We start from the raw sequence: 15614 nt of genomic DNA on the forward strand, positions 1-15614 counted from the left end.
AAAGACAGAAAATCAAAAGAGCCCGAGGCCAGCCGATGTCCACCTCTACCTTGCGTACGCCCCCTATCTCCGAGATCTACGATATCGCCGTCATTGGCGGCGGGATCAATGGCGTGGGGATCGCAGCGGATGCCGCCGGTCGCGGTCTTTCGGTGTTCCTTTGCGAAAAGGACGACCTGGCCAGCCATACCTCGTCGGCCAGCAGCAAGCTGATCCACGGCGGTCTGCGCTACCTCGAACATTATGAATTCCGTCTGGTGCGCGAAGCCCTGGCCGAACGCGAAGTGCTGCTGGCCAAGGCCCCGCACATCGTCAAGCCGATGCGTTTCGTGTTGCCACACCGCCCGCACCTGCGCCCGGCGTGGATGATCCGTGCCGGCCTGTTCCTGTATGACAACCTCGGCAAGCGCGAAAAACTCGCCGGTTCGAAAAGCCTGAAGTTCGGCGCCGACAGCGCGCTGAAAAGCGAAATCACCAAAGGCTTCGAATACTCCGACTGCTGGGTCGATGACGCCCGCCTCGTCGTATTGAACGCCATGGCCGCCCGTGAAAAAGGCGCCCATGTGCACACCCAGACCCGTTGCGTCAGCGCCCGCCGTGCCAAAGGCCTGTGGCACCTGAACCTGGAACGCGCCGATGGCAGCCTGTTTTCGATCACCGCCAAGGCACTGGTGAACGCCGCCGGCCCGTGGGTCGCCAAGTTCATCCGTGACGACCTGAAGATGGAGTCGCCGTACGGCATCCGCCTGATCCAGGGCAGCCACATCATCGTGCCGAAACTGTACGAAGGCGATCACGCGCACATCCTGCAAAACGAAGATCAGCGCATCGTCTTCACCATTCCGTACCTGAACAACCTGACCCTGATCGGCACCACCGACCGCGAGTACACCGGCGATCCGGCCAAAGTGACGATCACCGACGGCGAAACCGATTACCTGCTGAAAGTGGTCAACGCCCACTTCAAGAAGCAGATCAGCCGTGACGACATCCTGCACACCTACTCGGGTGTCCGTCCGCTGTGCAACGACGAATCCGATAACCCTTCGGCCGTGACCCGCGACTACACCCTGGCGCTGTCCGGCAGCACCGAAGAAGCACCGCTGCTGTCGGTGTTCGGCGGCAAGCTGACCACCTACCGCAAACTCGCCGAGTCGGCGATGGCACAACTGATGCCGTTCTTCACCCAGATGCGCCCAAGCTGGACCGCCAGCGCCACGCTGCCGGGCGGCGAAGACATGACCACGCCGCAGGCCTTGAGCGCGCTGATCCGCGACAAGTTCGACTTCGTCCCGAGCGAAATCGCCCGCCGCTGGGCCACCACCTACGGCAGCCGCACCTGGCGCATGCTCGAAGGCGTGGACAGCCTGGCCGACATGGGCGAACACATCGGCGGCGGTCTCTACACCCGTGAAGTCGATTATCTGTGCGCCGAAGAGTGGGCCACCACCGCTCACGACATCCTCTGGCGCCGCAGCAAACTGGGCCTGTTCACCACCCCGGCCGAACAGGAAAAGCTGGCGGCGTACCTGAACCAGGTCGAGCAGAACCGCAAGATCGAAGCAGCCTGATCGATCGGCCCGTAAAAGGAAAAGCCCCTGAATCGCGAGATTCAGGGGCTTTTTGCATTCAGGCTGAAACGAGGCCCGCCTTATGGCATTCGGTTTTCCGAACGCGACCTGTCGGTCGGTTCGGATAACCGGATCAGAAACGCTGAAAAACACCATCACAAAACTTTAATCACCAGCAAAATCAACCAGTTAACTTGTTGCAACTGGTCTGGCACGACTCATGCTCTACACTCCTTCGACGAATGCCTGTTGCGCCAGCACAACAGGAGCCGTCAGGCATTCGAAGCACAAAAGGGCCCGCTCAACCGGCTCCATAAAAAAAACAATGTCGAGGAAAATTTGATGCGCATCGTTCCCCATATCCTGGGCGCAGCCATTGCTGCCGCTCTGATCAGCACACCAGTTTTCGCTGCCGAGCTCACCGGCACCCTTAAGAAGATCAACGACTCGGGCACCATCACCCTCGGGCATCGTGACAGCTCCATTCCTTTCTCCTACATCGCCGATGCTTCGGGCAAACCTGTGGGCTACTCCCACGACATTCAGGTCGCTATCGTCGAAGCCCTGAAAAAAGACCTGAACAAGCCTGACCTGAACGCCAAGTACAACCTGGTCACCTCGCAAACCCGTATCCCGCTGGTGCAGAACGGCACCGTGGACATCGAGTGCGGCTCCACCACCAACAACGCCGAACGCGCCCAGCAAGTCGACTTCACCGTCAACATCTTCGAAATCGGCACCCGTCTGCTGGTCAAGAAAGACAAGGAAGGCAAGCCGTCCTACGCTGACTTTGCCGACCTGAAAGGCAAGAACGTCGTGACCACCGCCGGCACCACCTCCGAGCGCATCATCAAGGCGATGAACGCTGACAAGCAGATGGGCATGAACGTCATCTCCGCCAAGGACCACGGTGAATCCTTCCAGATGCTGGAAAGCGGCCGCGCCGTCGCCTTCATGATGGACGACGCCCTGCTGGCCGGCGAAGAAGCCAAGGCCAAGAAGCCGGACGACTGGGTCATCACCGGTACTCCACAGTCCTTCGAAGCCTACGCGTGCATGGTTCGTAAAGACGATCCGGCCTTCAAGAAGGCTGTAGACGACGCCATCGTCGCGCTCTACAAGTCCGGCGAGATCAACAAGATCTACAGCAAGTGGTTCGAGAGCCCGATCCCGCCGAAGGGTCTGAACCTGAACTTCCCGATGAGCGAAAAGGTTAAAGAGCTGATCGCCAATCCGAGCGACAAGCCTGCGCCAGACGTAAAAATCTGACACTGATCTAACCTTGTCACCTGAGGGAGCCAACCCTCCCTCGGGCGACAGTTAATACCTGCTGGTTTCAACTGGAACACTCGACCTGGTGGTTTTCGAGCCGATCGCGTGTGCCTGACGTTCAACGTCAGACGGGAAAGGATCTTCCCCAGGCGGGCACTTGTACATCGATCGAATCGAGGGGAGACCCTAATGAATTACAACTGGGACTGGGGCGTGTTCTTCAAGTCCACCGGCGTGGGCAGCGAGACCTATCTCGACTGGTTCATCTCCGGCCTGGGCTGGACCATCGCCATCGCCGTCGTGGCCTGGATCATCGCCCTGCTGCTGGGCTCGCTGCTGGGCATCATGCGCACCGTGCCGAACCGCATCGTGGCGGGCATCGCGACCTGCTACGTCGAACTGTTCCGCAACGTGCCGCTGCTGGTTCAGCTGTTCATCTGGTACTTCCTGGTACCCGACATGTTGCCGCAGAACCTGCAGGACTGGTACAAACAAGACCTGAACCCGACCACCTCGGCCTACCTGAGCGTTGTCGTGTGCCTGGGCCTGTTCACCGCCGCCCGGGTCTGCGAACAGGTTCGCACCGGTATCCAGGCGCTGCCGCGCGGCCAGGAATCCGCCGCCCGCGCCATGGGTTTCAAGCTGCCGCAGATCTACTGGAACGTGCTGCTGCCCCAGGCCTACCGGATCATCATTCCGCCGCTCACCTCGGAATTCCTGAACGTGTTCAAGAACTCCTCCGTGGCCTCGCTGATCGGTCTGATGGAACTGCTGGCGCAAACCAAACAGACCGCCGAGTTCTCGGCCAACCTGTTTGAAGCCTTCACCCTGGCGACCCTGATCTATTTCACCCTGAACATGAGCCTGATGCTGCTGATGCGCATGGTCGAGAAGAAAGTCTCCGTGCCCGGCCTGATCTCCGTGGGGGGTAAATGATGGAATTCGATTTCAGTGGCATCGTCCCGGCCATTCCCGGCCTGTGGAACGGCATGCTGATGACCCTAAAGCTGATGGCGCTGGGCGTGGTCGGCGGGATGATCCTCGGTACCATTCTTGCGTTGTGCCGTCTGTCCCACAACAAACTGCTGTCGAACCTCGCTGGCGCCTACGTCAACTATTTCCGTTCGATCCCGCTGCTGCTGGTGATCACCTGGTTCTACCTGGCGGTGCCGTTCGTGCTGCGCTGGATCACCGGCGAAGACACCCCGATCGGCGCGTTCACCTCGTGCATCGTGGCCTTCATGATGTTCGAAGCGGCGTACTTCTGCGAAATCGTCCGTGCCGGCGTGCAGTCGATTCCGAAAGGCCAGATGGGCGCCGCCCAGGCACTGGGCATGACCTACGGCCAGATGATGCGCCTGATCATCCTGCCCCAGGCGTTCCGCAAGATGACCCCGCTGCTGCTGCAGCAGAGCATCATCCTGTTCCAGGACACCTCGCTGGTCTACACCGTGGGCCTGGTGGACTTCCTCAACTCCGCCCGCTCCAGCGGCGACATCATCGGACGCTCGAATGAGTTCCTGATCTTCGCCGGTGTCGTCTACTTCATCATCAGCTTTGCCGCCTCGCAGCTGGTCAAGCGTCTGCAAAAAAGGTTCGCCGTATGATCTCTATCAAGAACATCAACAAGTGGTATGGGGACTTCCAGGTGCTGACCGATTGCAGCACCGAGGTCAAAAAGGGTGAAGTGATCGTGGTCTGCGGTCCGTCCGGTTCGGGCAAGTCGACCCTGATCAAGTGCGTCAACGCACTGGAGCCATTCCAGAAAGGCGACATCGTGGTCGACGGCACCTCGATTGCCGACCCGAAGACCAACCTGCCGAAACTGCGCTCGCGCGTCGGCATGGTGTTCCAGCATTTCGAACTGTTCCCGCACCTGACCATCACCGAAAACCTGACCATCGCGCAGATCAAGGTATTGGGCCGCAGCAAGGAAGAAGCGACCAAGAAAGGCCTGCAACTGCTTGACCGCGTCGGTCTGTCGGCTCACGCCCACAAGCACCCGGGCCAACTGTCCGGCGGTCAGCAACAGCGTGTGGCGATTGCCCGTGCGCTGGCGATGGACCCGATCGTCATGCTGTTCGACGAACCGACCTCGGCGCTGGACCCGGAAATGGTCAACGAAGTGCTCGACGTGATGGTGCAACTGGCCCACGAAGGCATGACCATGATGTGCGTGACCCACGAAATGGGCTTCGCCCGCAAAGTGGCCGACCGCGTGATCTTCATGGATGCCGGCAAGATCATCGAAGACTGCAAGAAGGAAGAGTTCTTCGGCGACATCAGCCAGCGCTCCGAACGCGCGCAGCATTTCCTCGAGAAAATCCTGCAGCACTAAAAAACTGCCGGATTCCCCGACAGCAACTGTCGGGGAATCCGGGTGGTTGACCCAAGGCATCTGTGATGAAATGCGACCCCAATCTCTATCGCGCAACCACGCCATCACTTGCCGTGAAACCCCGTCTGATCCGCCATTTGTTCCTGCCGCCGCTGATCATCATCCTGATGGTCGGACTGGGTTACGCCGGCTTCTGGATCAGTGAACGCTTCGGCATTCGCAGCCTCAGTGAAAACGGCCAGCGCCAGCTCGAACTGAACGCCCGCGCCGTCGAAAGCGAAATCAGCAAATACACCTACCTGCCCAGCCTGCTGGAACTCGAATCGAGCGTTTCGCAGTTGCTTGGCGACCCGACCCCGGAACACCGGCAAACGGTCAACGATTACCTGGAAGGCCTGAACCGGCGCAGCCGCAGTCGGGCCATCTATGTCATGGACACCACCGGCCGGGTCATGGCCACCAGCAACTGGCGCGATGTCGACAGTTACCTCGGCGAAGACCTGTCCTTCCGCGCCTACTTCCAGAAAGCCGTGCGTGGCGAACCCGGACGCTTCTACGGGATCGGCAGCACCAATGGCGAGCCCGGCTATTACCTGGCCCACGGCCTGGAAGAACACGGCAAGATCATCGGCGTCGCGGTGGTCAAGGTGCGCATGGAAGCCATGGAGGAGCGCTGGCAACGGGCGCGCCTGGAAGCCTTCGTCAGTGACGAGAACGGCATCATCATTCTCTCCAGCGACCCGGCCCGACGTTTGAAATCCGTGGTACCGCTGAGCGACGAGACCAAGGAAAAACTCGCCCGCAGCCTGCAGTACTACTGGTTCCCGCTCAACGAACTGCAACCGCTGGCCCGGGAAACCCTGGCCGAAGGCGTGGAGAAACTCACCTTCCCGGCCAACAGCGAAGTCCTGCCGCAACAGGACCGCGACGAAGAGAACATCAGCTACCTGGCGCAGACCCGGCCATTGAGCGACACGCCGTGGAATTTCACCCTGCTCACGCCATTGCAGGACCTGCGGCGCGAGGCAATCAATCAGGGAATCCTGGTGGCGGTCGCCTTTGCGCTGGTGGCGTTCCTGCTGATTGCCTGGAACGAGCGGCGCAAGGTCATCGCCACCCGCCTCGCTGCCCGGGAAGCCCTGCAGGAAGCCAACAATCAGCTGGAGCGTCGGATTACCGAACGCACCGCCGACCTGCGTGCCAGCAACGAACGGCTCAAGAGTCAGATCCGCGAACGCCGTCAGGCCGAAGAAACCCTGCGCCGGGCCCAGGACGAACTGGTACAGGCCGGCAAACTCGCGGCCATCGGCCAGATGTCCACCAGCATCGCCCACGAACTGAACCAGCCACTGGCGGCGATGCGCACCCTGTCGGGCAATACCGTGCGTTTCTTGGAGCGCGGCCAGCTGGATGTCGCCAGCACCAACCTCAAGACCATCAACGACCTGATCGACCGCATGGGCCGGATCACCGCCAGCCTGCGCTCGTTCGCCCGGCGCGGTGACGACAAGGGCCGCGCGAGCCTCGGCAAAGCGGTGGACGCGGCACTGCAAGTGCTCGGCGCCCGTGTCGAAAAAGCCGCGCTGCAAGTGCATCGTCAGTTCATCGATGAACAAGTGCAGATCGACCAGACGCGACTGGAACAGATTCTGGTCAACCTGATCGGCAACGCCCTCGACGCCATGCAGGCACAACCGCTGCCGGAACTGTGGCTGGAAGGCGAAGAATTCGACGGCAAATATCGCCTGCGAGTGCGCGACAACGGTCACGGCATCGACGCCGAAGCGCGCAAGCATCTGTTCGAACCGTTCTTCACCACCAAACCCGGCGAACAGGGTCTGGGCCTCGGCCTGACCCTTTCCGCCAGCCTGGCCGCCGCCACCGGCGGACATCTGGGTGTCGAGCACCCGGCCGGCGGTGGTACCACCTTCGTCCTCAGTTTACCGTTGGTAAGCCCTACTCCTGCCGAGCCAATATGAACAACGACCTTAGTGTGCTGATCGTCGAAGACGATCCCCATGTGCTGCTCGGCTGCCAGCAGGCGCTGACCCTGGAAGACATCCCCTGCATCGGCGTCGGCAGTGCCGAAGAAGCGCTGGAGCGGGTCGGCGACAATTTCGCCGGCATCGTCATCAGTGACATTCGTCTGCCCGGCATCGACGGTCTGGAACTGCTGACCCGCCTCAAGCAACGGGACCGCAGCCTGCCGGTGGTGCTGATCACCGGTCACGGCGATATCTCCATGGCGGTCGGCGCGATGCAGAAAGGCGCCTACGACTTCATGGAAAAACCGTTCTCCCCGGAACGGCTGGTGGATGTGGCCCGGCGTGCTCTGGAACAACGTAGCCTGGCTCGCGAAGTCTCGTCCCTGCGCCGGCAACTGGCCGAACGCGATTCCCTTGAAGGACGGATCATCGGTCGCTCGCCGGCCATGCAGAACCTGCGCGAACTGATCGCCAACGTCGCCGACACTTCGGCCAACGTGTTGATCGAAGGCGAAACCGGGACCGGCAAGGAACTGGTCGCCCGGTGCCTGCATGACTTCAGCCGCCGCCACACCAAACAATTCGTCGCGCTGAACTGCGGCGGCCTGCCGGAAAACCTGTTCGAAAGCGAGATCTTCGGCCACGAGGCCAACGCCTTCACCGGCGCCGGCAAACGGCGGATCGGCAAGATCGAACACGCCGACGGCGGCACGCTGTTCCTCGATGAAGTGGAAAGCATGCCACTGCCGTTGCAGATCAAACTGCTGCGGGTGTTGCAGGAGCGCACCCTCGAACGCCTCGGTTCGAACCAGAGCGTGGCGGTGGATTGCCGGGTGATCGCGGCGACCAAATCCGACCTCGACGAATCGAGCAAGGCCGGGGAGTTTCGCAGCGACCTGTACTACCGCCTCAACGTGGTGACGCTGGAACTGCCGCCCCTGCGCGAGCGCCGCGAAGACATCCTGCAACTGTTCGAACACTTCACCCAGCAATCGGCCCTGCGCTTCGACCGCGCATTGCCGGAGCTGGACAACCAGACGCTTTCGAGCCTGATGAGCCACGACTGGCCGGGCAACGTGCGCGAATTGCGCAACGTCGCCGAGCGCTTCGCCCTCGGTTTGCCGGCATTCAAAAAGTCCGGCGCCAGCAGCGGCGGTCAGGGTCTGGCGTTCGCCGAAGCGGTGGAAGCCTTCGAACGCAACCTGCTCAGCGATGCCCTGCAGCGCAGCGGCGGCAACCTGACCCAGGCCAGCCTGGAGCTGGGCATGGCCAAGACCACGCTGTTCGACAAAGTGAAAAAATACGGCCTGAGCCATTAAGCGAGAACGACGTGGATCTGATTTTCAAAGCCTTTCTGGGTGCGGCGGTGGTGGTGATCCTCGCCATGCTGGCCAAGACCAAAAACTACTACATCGCCGGTCTGGTGCCGTTGTTTCCGACTTTCGCCCTGATCGCCCACTACATCGTCGGCAAGGGCCGTTCGGTCGATGACCTGAAGACCACCATCGTGTTTGGCATGTGGTCGATCATTCCCTACTTCGTTTATCTGGCGACGCTGTATGTGATGGTCGACCGGATGCGCCTCGAAGCTTCGCTGGCCGTGGCAGCTGTCGCGTGGCTGATGGCGGCGACGGTGCTGGTCAGCGTCTGGGTCCGCCTGCACGCCTGAGCTGCCGTGCGGGAGAGAGTCTGGCCCGTCCCTTGCATTTACCCCCGAAAGCCCGCCCGGCCGGCGCTCATGTTCGATGAGGCCGGTGTCTGGGAGGGTCTGCCAAGGGTGAATTGCGACCTTGAATATTTTAGATCTCGACCACAGCCTGACCGCTCAGGCGTCCATCGCGCGGCTGCTCGACAGCGGCCGCGCCCGGCGCCTGGACCTGCTCGACCTGGGCCCGAAACTGCGGCTCTGGTCCAGCGAACGCACCTTCCGCCGCTTTGCCGAACGCCTGCGTGAGCGGCCCCGGCACAATGGCCCCACGCCGGAAATCTTTTTCGTCGGCTCCGGCGATTATCACCATCTGACACCCGCGTTCCTGACTGATTTGCCGGAGCCGGTAAGCCTGATCCACTTCGACAACCACCCCGACTGGGTGCACTTCGCGCCCCGCCGGCATTGCGGTTCGTGGGTCAATCAGGCCCTGAAACTGCCGAACATCGAACGCATCGTCACCCTCGGCCCGTGCAGTGACGACCTGCAAAATCCGCAGATCAAGGGCGGCAATCTCGGGGCCCTCAAACGCGGGGTGTTGCAGCTGTTCCCCTGGCAGCACCCGCCGTCGAAAGTCTGGGGCCGGGTTGGCGATGGCGCCGGTCATCAGCAACAGGAGAATCTGCTGCACTGGAACAATCTGGCCGATCAGGACTGGTCGGCGTTTCTCGAGCGGATGATCGCCAGCCTTCCGACCCAAGCCGTGTGGATCACCATCGACAAGGACGTGCTGGCCAGCGAAGACGCCGCGACCAATTGGGATCAGGGCCAGATGCGTCTCAGCCATTTGCTCCAGGCCATTCGCAGCCTGGCTGCCAGCAAGCGCGTGATCGGCATCGACATCTGTGGTGAGTTCGCCCGCCCGGCCTTCAGCAACGCGTTCAAACGCTGGGAAGCCAAGTCCGACCAGCCGCCGGCCGAACGCTGGAGCGAGACCGATCTGCTGCGCAACTCGGCGACCAATCAGGCGCTGATCGAGTTGTTCGAGGAGCTGTTCCCATGACCTTGACCGTGATTCTGCTGGTGGCGTTTTCCATCGTGCTCGACGTGATCGGCCAGCTCTGCTTCAAGCTCGGCCTGGATCGTTTGCCGGAACTGGAAGGCGGTTTTCGGCTCGGTGCGTTCTGGGGCCAGGTGTTCAACGCACCGCTGCTGTGGTGCGGGATCGGCGCCTACGTGATCGAGTTTTTCGTCTGGCTCGAAGCCCTGTCCCGGGCGCCGCTGAGCCTGTTGTTCCCCGCCGCCGCGCTGGCGTATTGCGGCGTGGTGCTGGCTGGCAAACTGTTCCTTGGCGAGACCGTCAGCCGCCGGCGCTGGATGGGCACACTGGTGATTACGGCGGGCGTGATGCTCGTGTGTGTCGGCCATGCCTGATTCTCAACTGATACTCAAAAGGAATGGCTCGATGGATTGGCTGCACGGCCGCCTCGGCACCGTGGTGCTCTGGGCGTTGCTGATCATTCTGGAAAGTGGCGGGCAGATCGCGACCAAGGTCGGCGGCGATCAACTGGGGCAGATGGACTTCACCCTGCAATGGCTGCTCAGCGTCGCCCAGGCGCCGGGAGTGCTGGTGGCAATTGCCTGCTACATCGGCGCGTTCTTTGTCTGGATGCTGATTCTGCGGCGCAGCAGCCTGTCCCTGGCGTTTCCGCTCAGTTCGCTGGTGTTCGTCGGTGTACTGCTGGGATCGTGGCTGGGGCTCGGTGAAGAGATCAGCCTGCTGCACTGGGTGGGCGTGGCCGTGATCATGGGCGGCATTGCGCTGCTGGCCGAGGGCGAGGAAAACTGAGGTGAACGGTCGTGGGAGCCTGCGGGCTCCCACCTTTTTTAAGGTTCAATCCTTGCGATGCGCCACCAGAAATCCGAGGCCATGGGCCACCGGAATATCCTTCACCCCCGCCTCTCGCTGCTGCCCGGCGATTTCCCGGTGAAACGCCTTGACCCGGGTCCAGTGCATTTTCGGCCGGTAGTGATGCTCGGCGTGGTAGCCGTTGTTCATCCACAGCAGGTTGTAGAGCGGGCTGTAGGCGCTGACGCCCCAGGCGATGGGCGAATCCGGGTTGCCGCCGAAATGCTCGTAGTAACCATTGAGCGATGACAGCGCCTGACCCAGATACCAGAACGGCAGCAACACCAGCACCGCCCGCCAGTCACAGATCGCCAGCCCCAGATAGAACGCCACTGTCACACCGATCTCCACCTTGACCCAACGCGCATCGGCGGGACGTTTGCGCTGCATCTCGTCGTAGATCGGCTTGGGGTCGTCGCGAAAGAAGCTCAGGAAGGTGTAGGCCCATGGATTCTCGGGCTGACCGTCCTTGCCGCGCTGATAGATCGACAACGGATCGATGGTCTTGCCATCCGCCCCCGGCCGGTCCGAGTTGCCGCGGTGATGGCGGTTGTGGATATCGCGATAAAGGGTCTGGGAAAAACCGATGGTCACCGACAGCAGCAGGTCAAAGGCCCGATTGAGCCACGCCGGGGTGAAGTAGGCGTTGTGGATCTGGTTGTGGGAAATGCTGTTGATGCTCCATGACAGGCTCACCGCGTAAACCAGCGCCAACGGCACCAACGCCCACCAGGACAACGCATGAAAGGCCAGGACCAGCCACACCACGAAGGCGAAATGGGCCAGTCCGAGGGCCACGGGAATCAGGTCCCACAACGAATGGGCCAGCAAACGGTAAGCAGGGCGAGCCATGAAGAACATCCTGAAACAATGGGTTCGTCACGGCTGTTTGCAAAGGCCAGACCAGTTCCCGTCGGGCTTACTTGAATTTATAGGCGATCGCCATCTGCACCTCGCCCTGATTGGTGTCGCCGACGCTTTTGACGATGCTGCTGTCGGCCGCCGAACCGGTCAGGTGAATCCAGCTGGCGCTGGTCACCAGCGACCATTGCGGCCCAAGCGGGAACTCGAAGCTCTGGGTCAGCGCGATGTTCTGCAGGCCACCACCGGCGTTGTAGGCGCGGATGCCGGACGCTTGGGCTTCCTTGTCGCTGACACCAAAGAAGGTGTTGTTCTGCCGGGCGTTGGCGAAATGCGCGGTCAGATTGCTGCTGCCAATCACGCCGCCGCCCAGTGGATAACCGATCTCGCCACCGACCCGACCGAGCACGCCGCCCTGCCCGCCATTGCCGCCGATGGCCTGGCCGACGGAGGCAAACACCCGCCAGAAGTCGGCCGGCGCGTATTGCACGAAACCACCGGCCTCGGCCATGTCGGGCACATCGCGCAAGCCGCGCAGTTCGCCGTTGGACGTGCGGCCCGGCAGGTAATTCACATAAGGGCCGGCGCTGAAGCCGTTGGTCTTCAAGGCGCTCCAGGTCAGGCCGTCGTCGGTGCTAAGGCTGACGTCACCCCAGTCCAGATCCAGATACGGTATCGGCCGTGTTTCATAACGGCTGCCACTCGGGTCGTGAGGCTGATAACCCAGGCCCACGCCCGCCTCCCCGGTGATGCCGTCCGCCATGGCGCTGGCTGAGAAAGCGCCCAGCGCTGCGAATAAAAACAGTGTCTTCCTCATCATGAGGCCATTCCTTTAATTGAACATGCGCGCATCAATCCCCGGATGCCACCCACCGCGCAAGCACTCATGTTGTTTGTAGCAAGCTACAAAAATTGTAGCTTCAAATTACCAAAGCACCTCACCGGCCCCGCCGGCAAGGGGCTGATGGCACTTGGCACAGTCCCTGCTCTACCCCTCGGCAAGCGCACACAACGCGCTCTGACCAATAGGTAATGCAGATGATTGACTGGCATATCGTGTGTGATTTCGACGGGACCATCACCCGCACCGACGTGATCGACAGCATCCTCGAACGCTTCGCCGACCCGAGTTGGGAAACGATCGAAAACCAGTGGCTGGCCGGTGAAATCGGTTCCCGTGAATGCCTCAGCCGCCAGCTATCGCTGGTCAAGGCCACGCCCGGCCAATTGCTGGAGTTCTTCGACAGCATCGAGATCGATCCGGACTTCCCCGACTTCGTCGACCACGCCATCGGCCTGGGCGCTTCGTTCGAAGTGGTCAGCGACGGCATCGAGCAAGGCATCGCGCGGATCCTGTCGCGCAACTACGTGACCCTGCTGCCGATCCTCGCCAACCGCCTGCGACAGCTCGACCACGAAAGCTGGCGCATCGACTTCCCGCATTCCAGCGACGCCTGCCGCGCGGCCTCCGGCAACTGCAAATGCAAATCCACGCCGGGCAACAAGCGAGTGCTGGTGATCGGTGACGGCCAGTCCGACATGTGCGTGTCGTCCACTGCCGACTTCGTCTTCGCCAAGGGTCGCCTCGCCGAGTACTGCGAACGCAACGCGATCCCTTACGCGCGCTTCGACAGCTTCGCCGAACTCCCGGCGCTGCTGGCGCTGCTGCCAAAAGCCAGCGCGGCCAACGCCACCGTTTTCAACTCCGACACCTTCAATACCGAAACCCAGGAACTCTTCCACCATGTCTGATATTCGAATCGCTACCCAGGAAGACCAGATCCTTCTGGAAAAAGAAGCCAAGTACTGCTCCTACGGCGACACCGTTCACTACATCGAACCGCCGCGCATCTTCAGCCGCTGCGAAGGCTCCTACGTCTGGGACACCGAAGACCAGGCCTACCTCGACCTGCAAATGTGGTACTCGGCGGTCAACTTCGGTTACGCCAACCCGCGCCTGAACAACGCGCTGAAACAGCAGATCGACACCCTGCCGCAGATCGCCAGCCAGTACCTGCACAAAGGCAAGATCGAGCTGTCGGAAATGATCGCCGTGGACGCCAAGAAGAAGTTCGGCCTCGACGGTCGCGTGCACTTCAACGTCGGCGGTTCGCAGTCCATCGAGGACTCGCTGAAAGTCGTGCGTAACGCCAGCAACGGCAAGAGCCTGATGTTCGCCTTCGAGGGCGGTTACCACGGACGTACCCTCGGCGCTTCGTCGATCACTTCCAGCTACCGCTATCGCCGCCGCTACGGCCACTTCGGCGAACGCGCCAACTTCATCCCGTTCCCGTACCACTTCCGCGGCCCGAAAGGCATGACCAAGGAAGAGTACGGCAGCCACTGCGTGCAGCAGTTCGCCCGTCTGTTCGAAACTGAATACAACGGCGTCTGGGACCCGAAAGTCGGCGCCAGTGAATACGCCGCGTTCTACGTCGAGCCGATCCAGGGCACCGGCGGCTACGTGATTCCGCCGATGAACTTCTACAGCGAACTCAAGCATGTGCTGGACCAGCACGGCATCCTGATGGTGGTCGACGAAATCCAGATGGGCTTCTACCGCACCGGCAAGCTGTGGTCGATCGAGCACTTCGACGTCAAACCGGACGTGATCGTCTTCGGCAAGGCACTGACCAACGGCCTCAACCCGCTGGGCGGCATCTGGGCCAAGGAAGAACTGATCAACCCGAAAGTCTTCCCGCCAGGCTCGACCCACTCTACCTTCGCCTCCAACCCGCTGGGCACCGCCGTGGGCCTGGAAATGTTCAAGATGACCAGCGAAGTCGACTACGGCGCGATGGTCATGGCCAAGGGCAAATACTTCCTCGAAGGCCTGCAGGACCTGCAGAAACGCTACCCGATCATCGGCGACGTCGATGGCCTGGGCCTGGCCCTGCGCTGCGAAATCTGCGCCCCGGACGGTTTCACCCCGGACAAGGCCACCCTGGACTTCATGGTCGAGGAAGGCATGAAGGGCGACATCGAGATCGACGGCCGCAAACTGGGCCTGATCCTCGACGTGGGCGGTTACTACAAGAACGTGATCACCCTCGCGCCGTCGCTGGAAATCAGCTACCCGGAAATCGACCTGGGCATCGCCCTGCTCGACCGTCTGCTGGCCCGGGCGATGAAACGATGAACGCGGCCGGGATCGATCTGGGCGAAGGCGACGCCGGTTTCGTTCTCGGCACAGGGGAGGTCGCGGTGTTGTTGATCCACGGCCTCACCGGCACCCCGACGGAGTTGCGTCGGGTCGCCGTGGGACTGGCCAAGGCCGGTTGCACGGTGTACGTGCCGACCCTGGCCGGGCACTGCGGCGGCAATGCCGACCTGCAGGCCACCGGCTGGCGCGACTGGTACGAAGGCGTGCGCAAGACCTTCGTCGGCATTCGTCGTCAGCACAGCAAGGTATTTGTCGGCGGCCTGTCGATGGGTGCGGTGATGTCGATGTACGTGGCGTCCGAACACCCGGGCCAGGTGGCCGGGTTGCTGATGTATTCCACGACTTTGAAGTACGACGGCTGGAGCATCAACAAACTGGCGTTCCTCACGCCATTGCTGATGAAAATCCCGTTCGGCGTGCACATCTGCAAGTTCGAAGAGAAACCGCCCTACGGCATCAAGAACGAGCGCCTGCGGGCCATCGTCGAACGGCAGATGAAGGAAGGCCACAGCAGTGAGGCCGGCCTGTTGACCATGGAAGGCGTGACCGTACGCGAACTGCACAGGATGAACGCCGTGGTGCGCAAGCGCATGCCTTCGATCACCGTGCCGGCGCTGGTGCTGCATTCCATCGAGGACGACATCACCAGCCGCTGGAATGCCGACTACGTGGAACGCAAGCTCGGCGGCGAAGTGGTGAAAATCCTGCTGGACGACTGTTATCACATGATCACCGTCGACCTGCAGTACCGACGCGTCGTGGAACTGAGCGTGCAGTTCATCAACAACCACCGCACCGACCTTGCGCCAACCGCTGATTCCCTGCCAACCGAGGAATACCGGCAGCGAGCGTGAAACGCCTGCAAAA

At 61.4% G+C, this 15614-nt stretch carries 16 protein-coding genes; 14 read left to right on the forward strand and 2 right to left on the reverse strand.

Translation table 11 applies throughout. From position 1 onward, the window contains the following. The first annotated feature begins 35 nt into the window (after positions 1–35). The 11 genes from glpD (at position 36) to M5B44_RS11905 (ending at position 10663) form a co-directional block, all read left to right on the forward strand. A complete protein-coding gene (gene glpD / locus M5B44_RS11855; RefSeq protein ID WP_248739257.1) occupies positions 36–1571 on the forward strand; it encodes a glycerol-3-phosphate dehydrogenase in 1536 nt (511 codons plus the stop codon). Between the two features lie 342 nt (positions 1572–1913). Then, entirely contained in the window at positions 1914–2840 is a 927-nt protein-coding gene (locus tag M5B44_RS11860) for a glutamate/aspartate ABC transporter substrate-binding protein (protein WP_085709739.1), read from the forward strand. 192 nt (positions 2841–3032) lie between these two features. Next, the gene (locus tag M5B44_RS11865; RefSeq protein WP_085709477.1) at positions 3033–3779 is read left to right on the forward strand and encodes an amino acid ABC transporter permease; all 747 of its coding nucleotides are present in this window, start codon (positions 3033–3035) and stop codon (positions 3777–3779) included. Beyond that, positions 3779–4450 (forward strand): amino acid ABC transporter permease, encoded by a 672-nt coding sequence (locus tag M5B44_RS11870; RefSeq protein ID WP_248739406.1) that lies wholly within the window; start codon positions 3779–3781, stop codon positions 4448–4450. The genes M5B44_RS11865 and M5B44_RS11870 overlap by 1 nt, the downstream gene beginning before the upstream one ends. Beyond that, positions 4447–5181 carry an amino acid ABC transporter ATP-binding protein gene (locus M5B44_RS11875; RefSeq protein ID WP_085709475.1) on the forward strand — a complete coding sequence of 245 codons (735 nt, stop codon included), beginning with the start codon at positions 4447–4449 and terminating at the stop codon, positions 5179–5181. The genes M5B44_RS11870 and M5B44_RS11875 overlap by 4 nt, the downstream gene beginning before the upstream one ends. Positions 5182–5246: 65 nt before the next feature. Further along, complete coding sequence (locus M5B44_RS11880; protein ID WP_248739258.1) at positions 5247–7160, forward strand: sensor histidine kinase; 1914 nt, start codon at positions 5247–5249, stop codon at positions 7158–7160. Further along, entirely contained in the window at positions 7157–8485 is a 1329-nt protein-coding gene (locus tag M5B44_RS11885) for a sigma-54-dependent transcriptional regulator (protein WP_102620771.1), read from the forward strand. The genes M5B44_RS11880 and M5B44_RS11885 overlap by 4 nt, the downstream gene beginning before the upstream one ends. A gap of 20 nt (positions 8486–8505) precedes the next feature. Next, positions 8506–8835: a GlpM family protein gene (locus tag M5B44_RS11890; RefSeq protein ID WP_167443801.1), complete on the forward strand. Its 330-nt coding sequence runs from the start codon at positions 8506–8508 to the stop codon at positions 8833–8835. A gap of 121 nt (positions 8836–8956) precedes the next feature. Then, positions 8957–9877, forward strand: a complete 921-nt coding sequence (locus tag M5B44_RS11895) for an arginase (RefSeq protein ID WP_248739259.1) — start codon at positions 8957–8959, stop codon at positions 9875–9877. Then, positions 9874–10248, forward strand: coding sequence for an EamA family transporter (locus tag M5B44_RS11900; protein ID WP_085730163.1), 375 nt, complete (start codon positions 9874–9876; stop codon positions 10246–10248). The genes M5B44_RS11895 and M5B44_RS11900 overlap by 4 nt, the downstream gene beginning before the upstream one ends. A gap of 31 nt (positions 10249–10279) precedes the next feature. Continuing rightward, positions 10280–10663, forward strand: coding sequence for an EamA family transporter (locus M5B44_RS11905; protein ID WP_371856504.1), 384 nt, complete (start codon positions 10280–10282; stop codon positions 10661–10663). Between the two features lie 45 nt (positions 10664–10708). Here the strand turns inward: M5B44_RS11905 and M5B44_RS11910 are convergent, their stop codons facing one another. Together M5B44_RS11910 and M5B44_RS11915 are read right to left on the reverse strand one after the other, a co-directional pair. Next, positions 10709–11575, reverse strand: a complete 867-nt coding sequence (locus tag M5B44_RS11910) for a fatty acid desaturase family protein (RefSeq protein WP_248739260.1) — start codon at positions 11573–11575, stop codon at positions 10709–10711. Positions 11576–11642: 67 nt separating this feature from the next. Then, positions 11643–12404 (reverse strand): MipA/OmpV family protein, encoded by a 762-nt coding sequence (locus M5B44_RS11915; protein ID WP_248739261.1) that lies wholly within the window; start codon positions 12402–12404, stop codon positions 11643–11645. 218 nt (positions 12405–12622) lie between these two features. Here M5B44_RS11915 and M5B44_RS11920 point away from each other — a divergent pair, with 218 nt between their 5' ends. The 3 genes from M5B44_RS11920 to M5B44_RS11930 are packed head-to-tail and all read left to right on the forward strand — an operon-like array spanning position 12623 to position 15601. After that, on the forward strand, positions 12623–13336 hold the full coding sequence (locus M5B44_RS11920; protein WP_248739262.1) for an HAD-IB family phosphatase: 714 nt from the start codon (positions 12623–12625) through the stop codon (positions 13334–13336). After that, positions 13329–14723, forward strand: a complete 1395-nt coding sequence (locus M5B44_RS11925; RefSeq protein WP_085709465.1) for an aspartate aminotransferase family protein — start codon at positions 13329–13331, stop codon at positions 14721–14723. Before M5B44_RS11920 ends, M5B44_RS11925 begins: the two co-directional genes overlap by 8 nt. Further along, positions 14720–15601, forward strand: a complete 882-nt coding sequence (locus tag M5B44_RS11930; protein WP_134827970.1) for an alpha/beta hydrolase — start codon at positions 14720–14722, stop codon at positions 15599–15601. The genes M5B44_RS11925 and M5B44_RS11930 overlap by 4 nt, the downstream gene beginning before the upstream one ends. The last annotated feature ends 13 nt before the right edge of the window (positions 15602–15614 follow it).

Origin of the sequence: Pseudomonas sp. MWU12-2029 (assembly GCF_023242425.1) — a bacterium.
Lineage (GTDB): Bacteria > Pseudomonadota > Gammaproteobacteria > Pseudomonadales > Pseudomonadaceae > Aquipseudomonas > Aquipseudomonas kribbensis.

Coding starts and splice junctions, on each gene's coding strand:
- glpD (WP_248739257.1), top strand. CDS start 36: ATGTCCACCTCTACCTTGCGTACGCCCCCTATCTCCGAGATCTACGAT.
- M5B44_RS11860 (WP_085709739.1), top strand. CDS start 1,914: ATGCGCATCGTTCCCCATATCCTGGGCGCAGCCATTGCTGCCGCTCTG.
- M5B44_RS11865 (WP_085709477.1), top strand. CDS start 3,033: ATGAATTACAACTGGGACTGGGGCGTGTTCTTCAAGTCCACCGGCGTG.
- M5B44_RS11870 (WP_248739406.1), top strand. CDS start 3,779: ATGGAATTCGATTTCAGTGGCATCGTCCCGGCCATTCCCGGCCTGTGG.
- M5B44_RS11875 (WP_085709475.1), top strand. CDS start 4,447: ATGATCTCTATCAAGAACATCAACAAGTGGTATGGGGACTTCCAGGTG.
- M5B44_RS11880 (WP_248739258.1), top strand. CDS start 5,247: ATGAAATGCGACCCCAATCTCTATCGCGCAACCACGCCATCACTTGCC.
- M5B44_RS11885 (WP_102620771.1), top strand. CDS start 7,157: ATGAACAACGACCTTAGTGTGCTGATCGTCGAAGACGATCCCCATGTG.
- M5B44_RS11900 (WP_085730163.1), top strand. CDS start 9,874: ATGACCTTGACCGTGATTCTGCTGGTGGCGTTTTCCATCGTGCTCGAC.
- M5B44_RS11905 (WP_371856504.1), top strand. CDS start 10,280: ATGGATTGGCTGCACGGCCGCCTCGGCACCGTGGTGCTCTGGGCGTTG.
- M5B44_RS11910 (WP_248739260.1), bottom strand. CDS start 11,575: ATGGCTCGCCCTGCTTACCGTTTGCTGGCCCATTCGTTGTGGGACCTG.
- M5B44_RS11915 (WP_248739261.1), bottom strand. CDS start 12,404: ATGATGAGGAAGACACTGTTTTTATTCGCAGCGCTGGGCGCTTTCTCA.
- M5B44_RS11920 (WP_248739262.1), top strand. CDS start 12,623: ATGATTGACTGGCATATCGTGTGTGATTTCGACGGGACCATCACCCGC.
- M5B44_RS11925 (WP_085709465.1), top strand. CDS start 13,329: ATGTCTGATATTCGAATCGCTACCCAGGAAGACCAGATCCTTCTGGAA.
- M5B44_RS11930 (WP_134827970.1), top strand. CDS start 14,720: ATGAACGCGGCCGGGATCGATCTGGGCGAAGGCGACGCCGGTTTCGTT.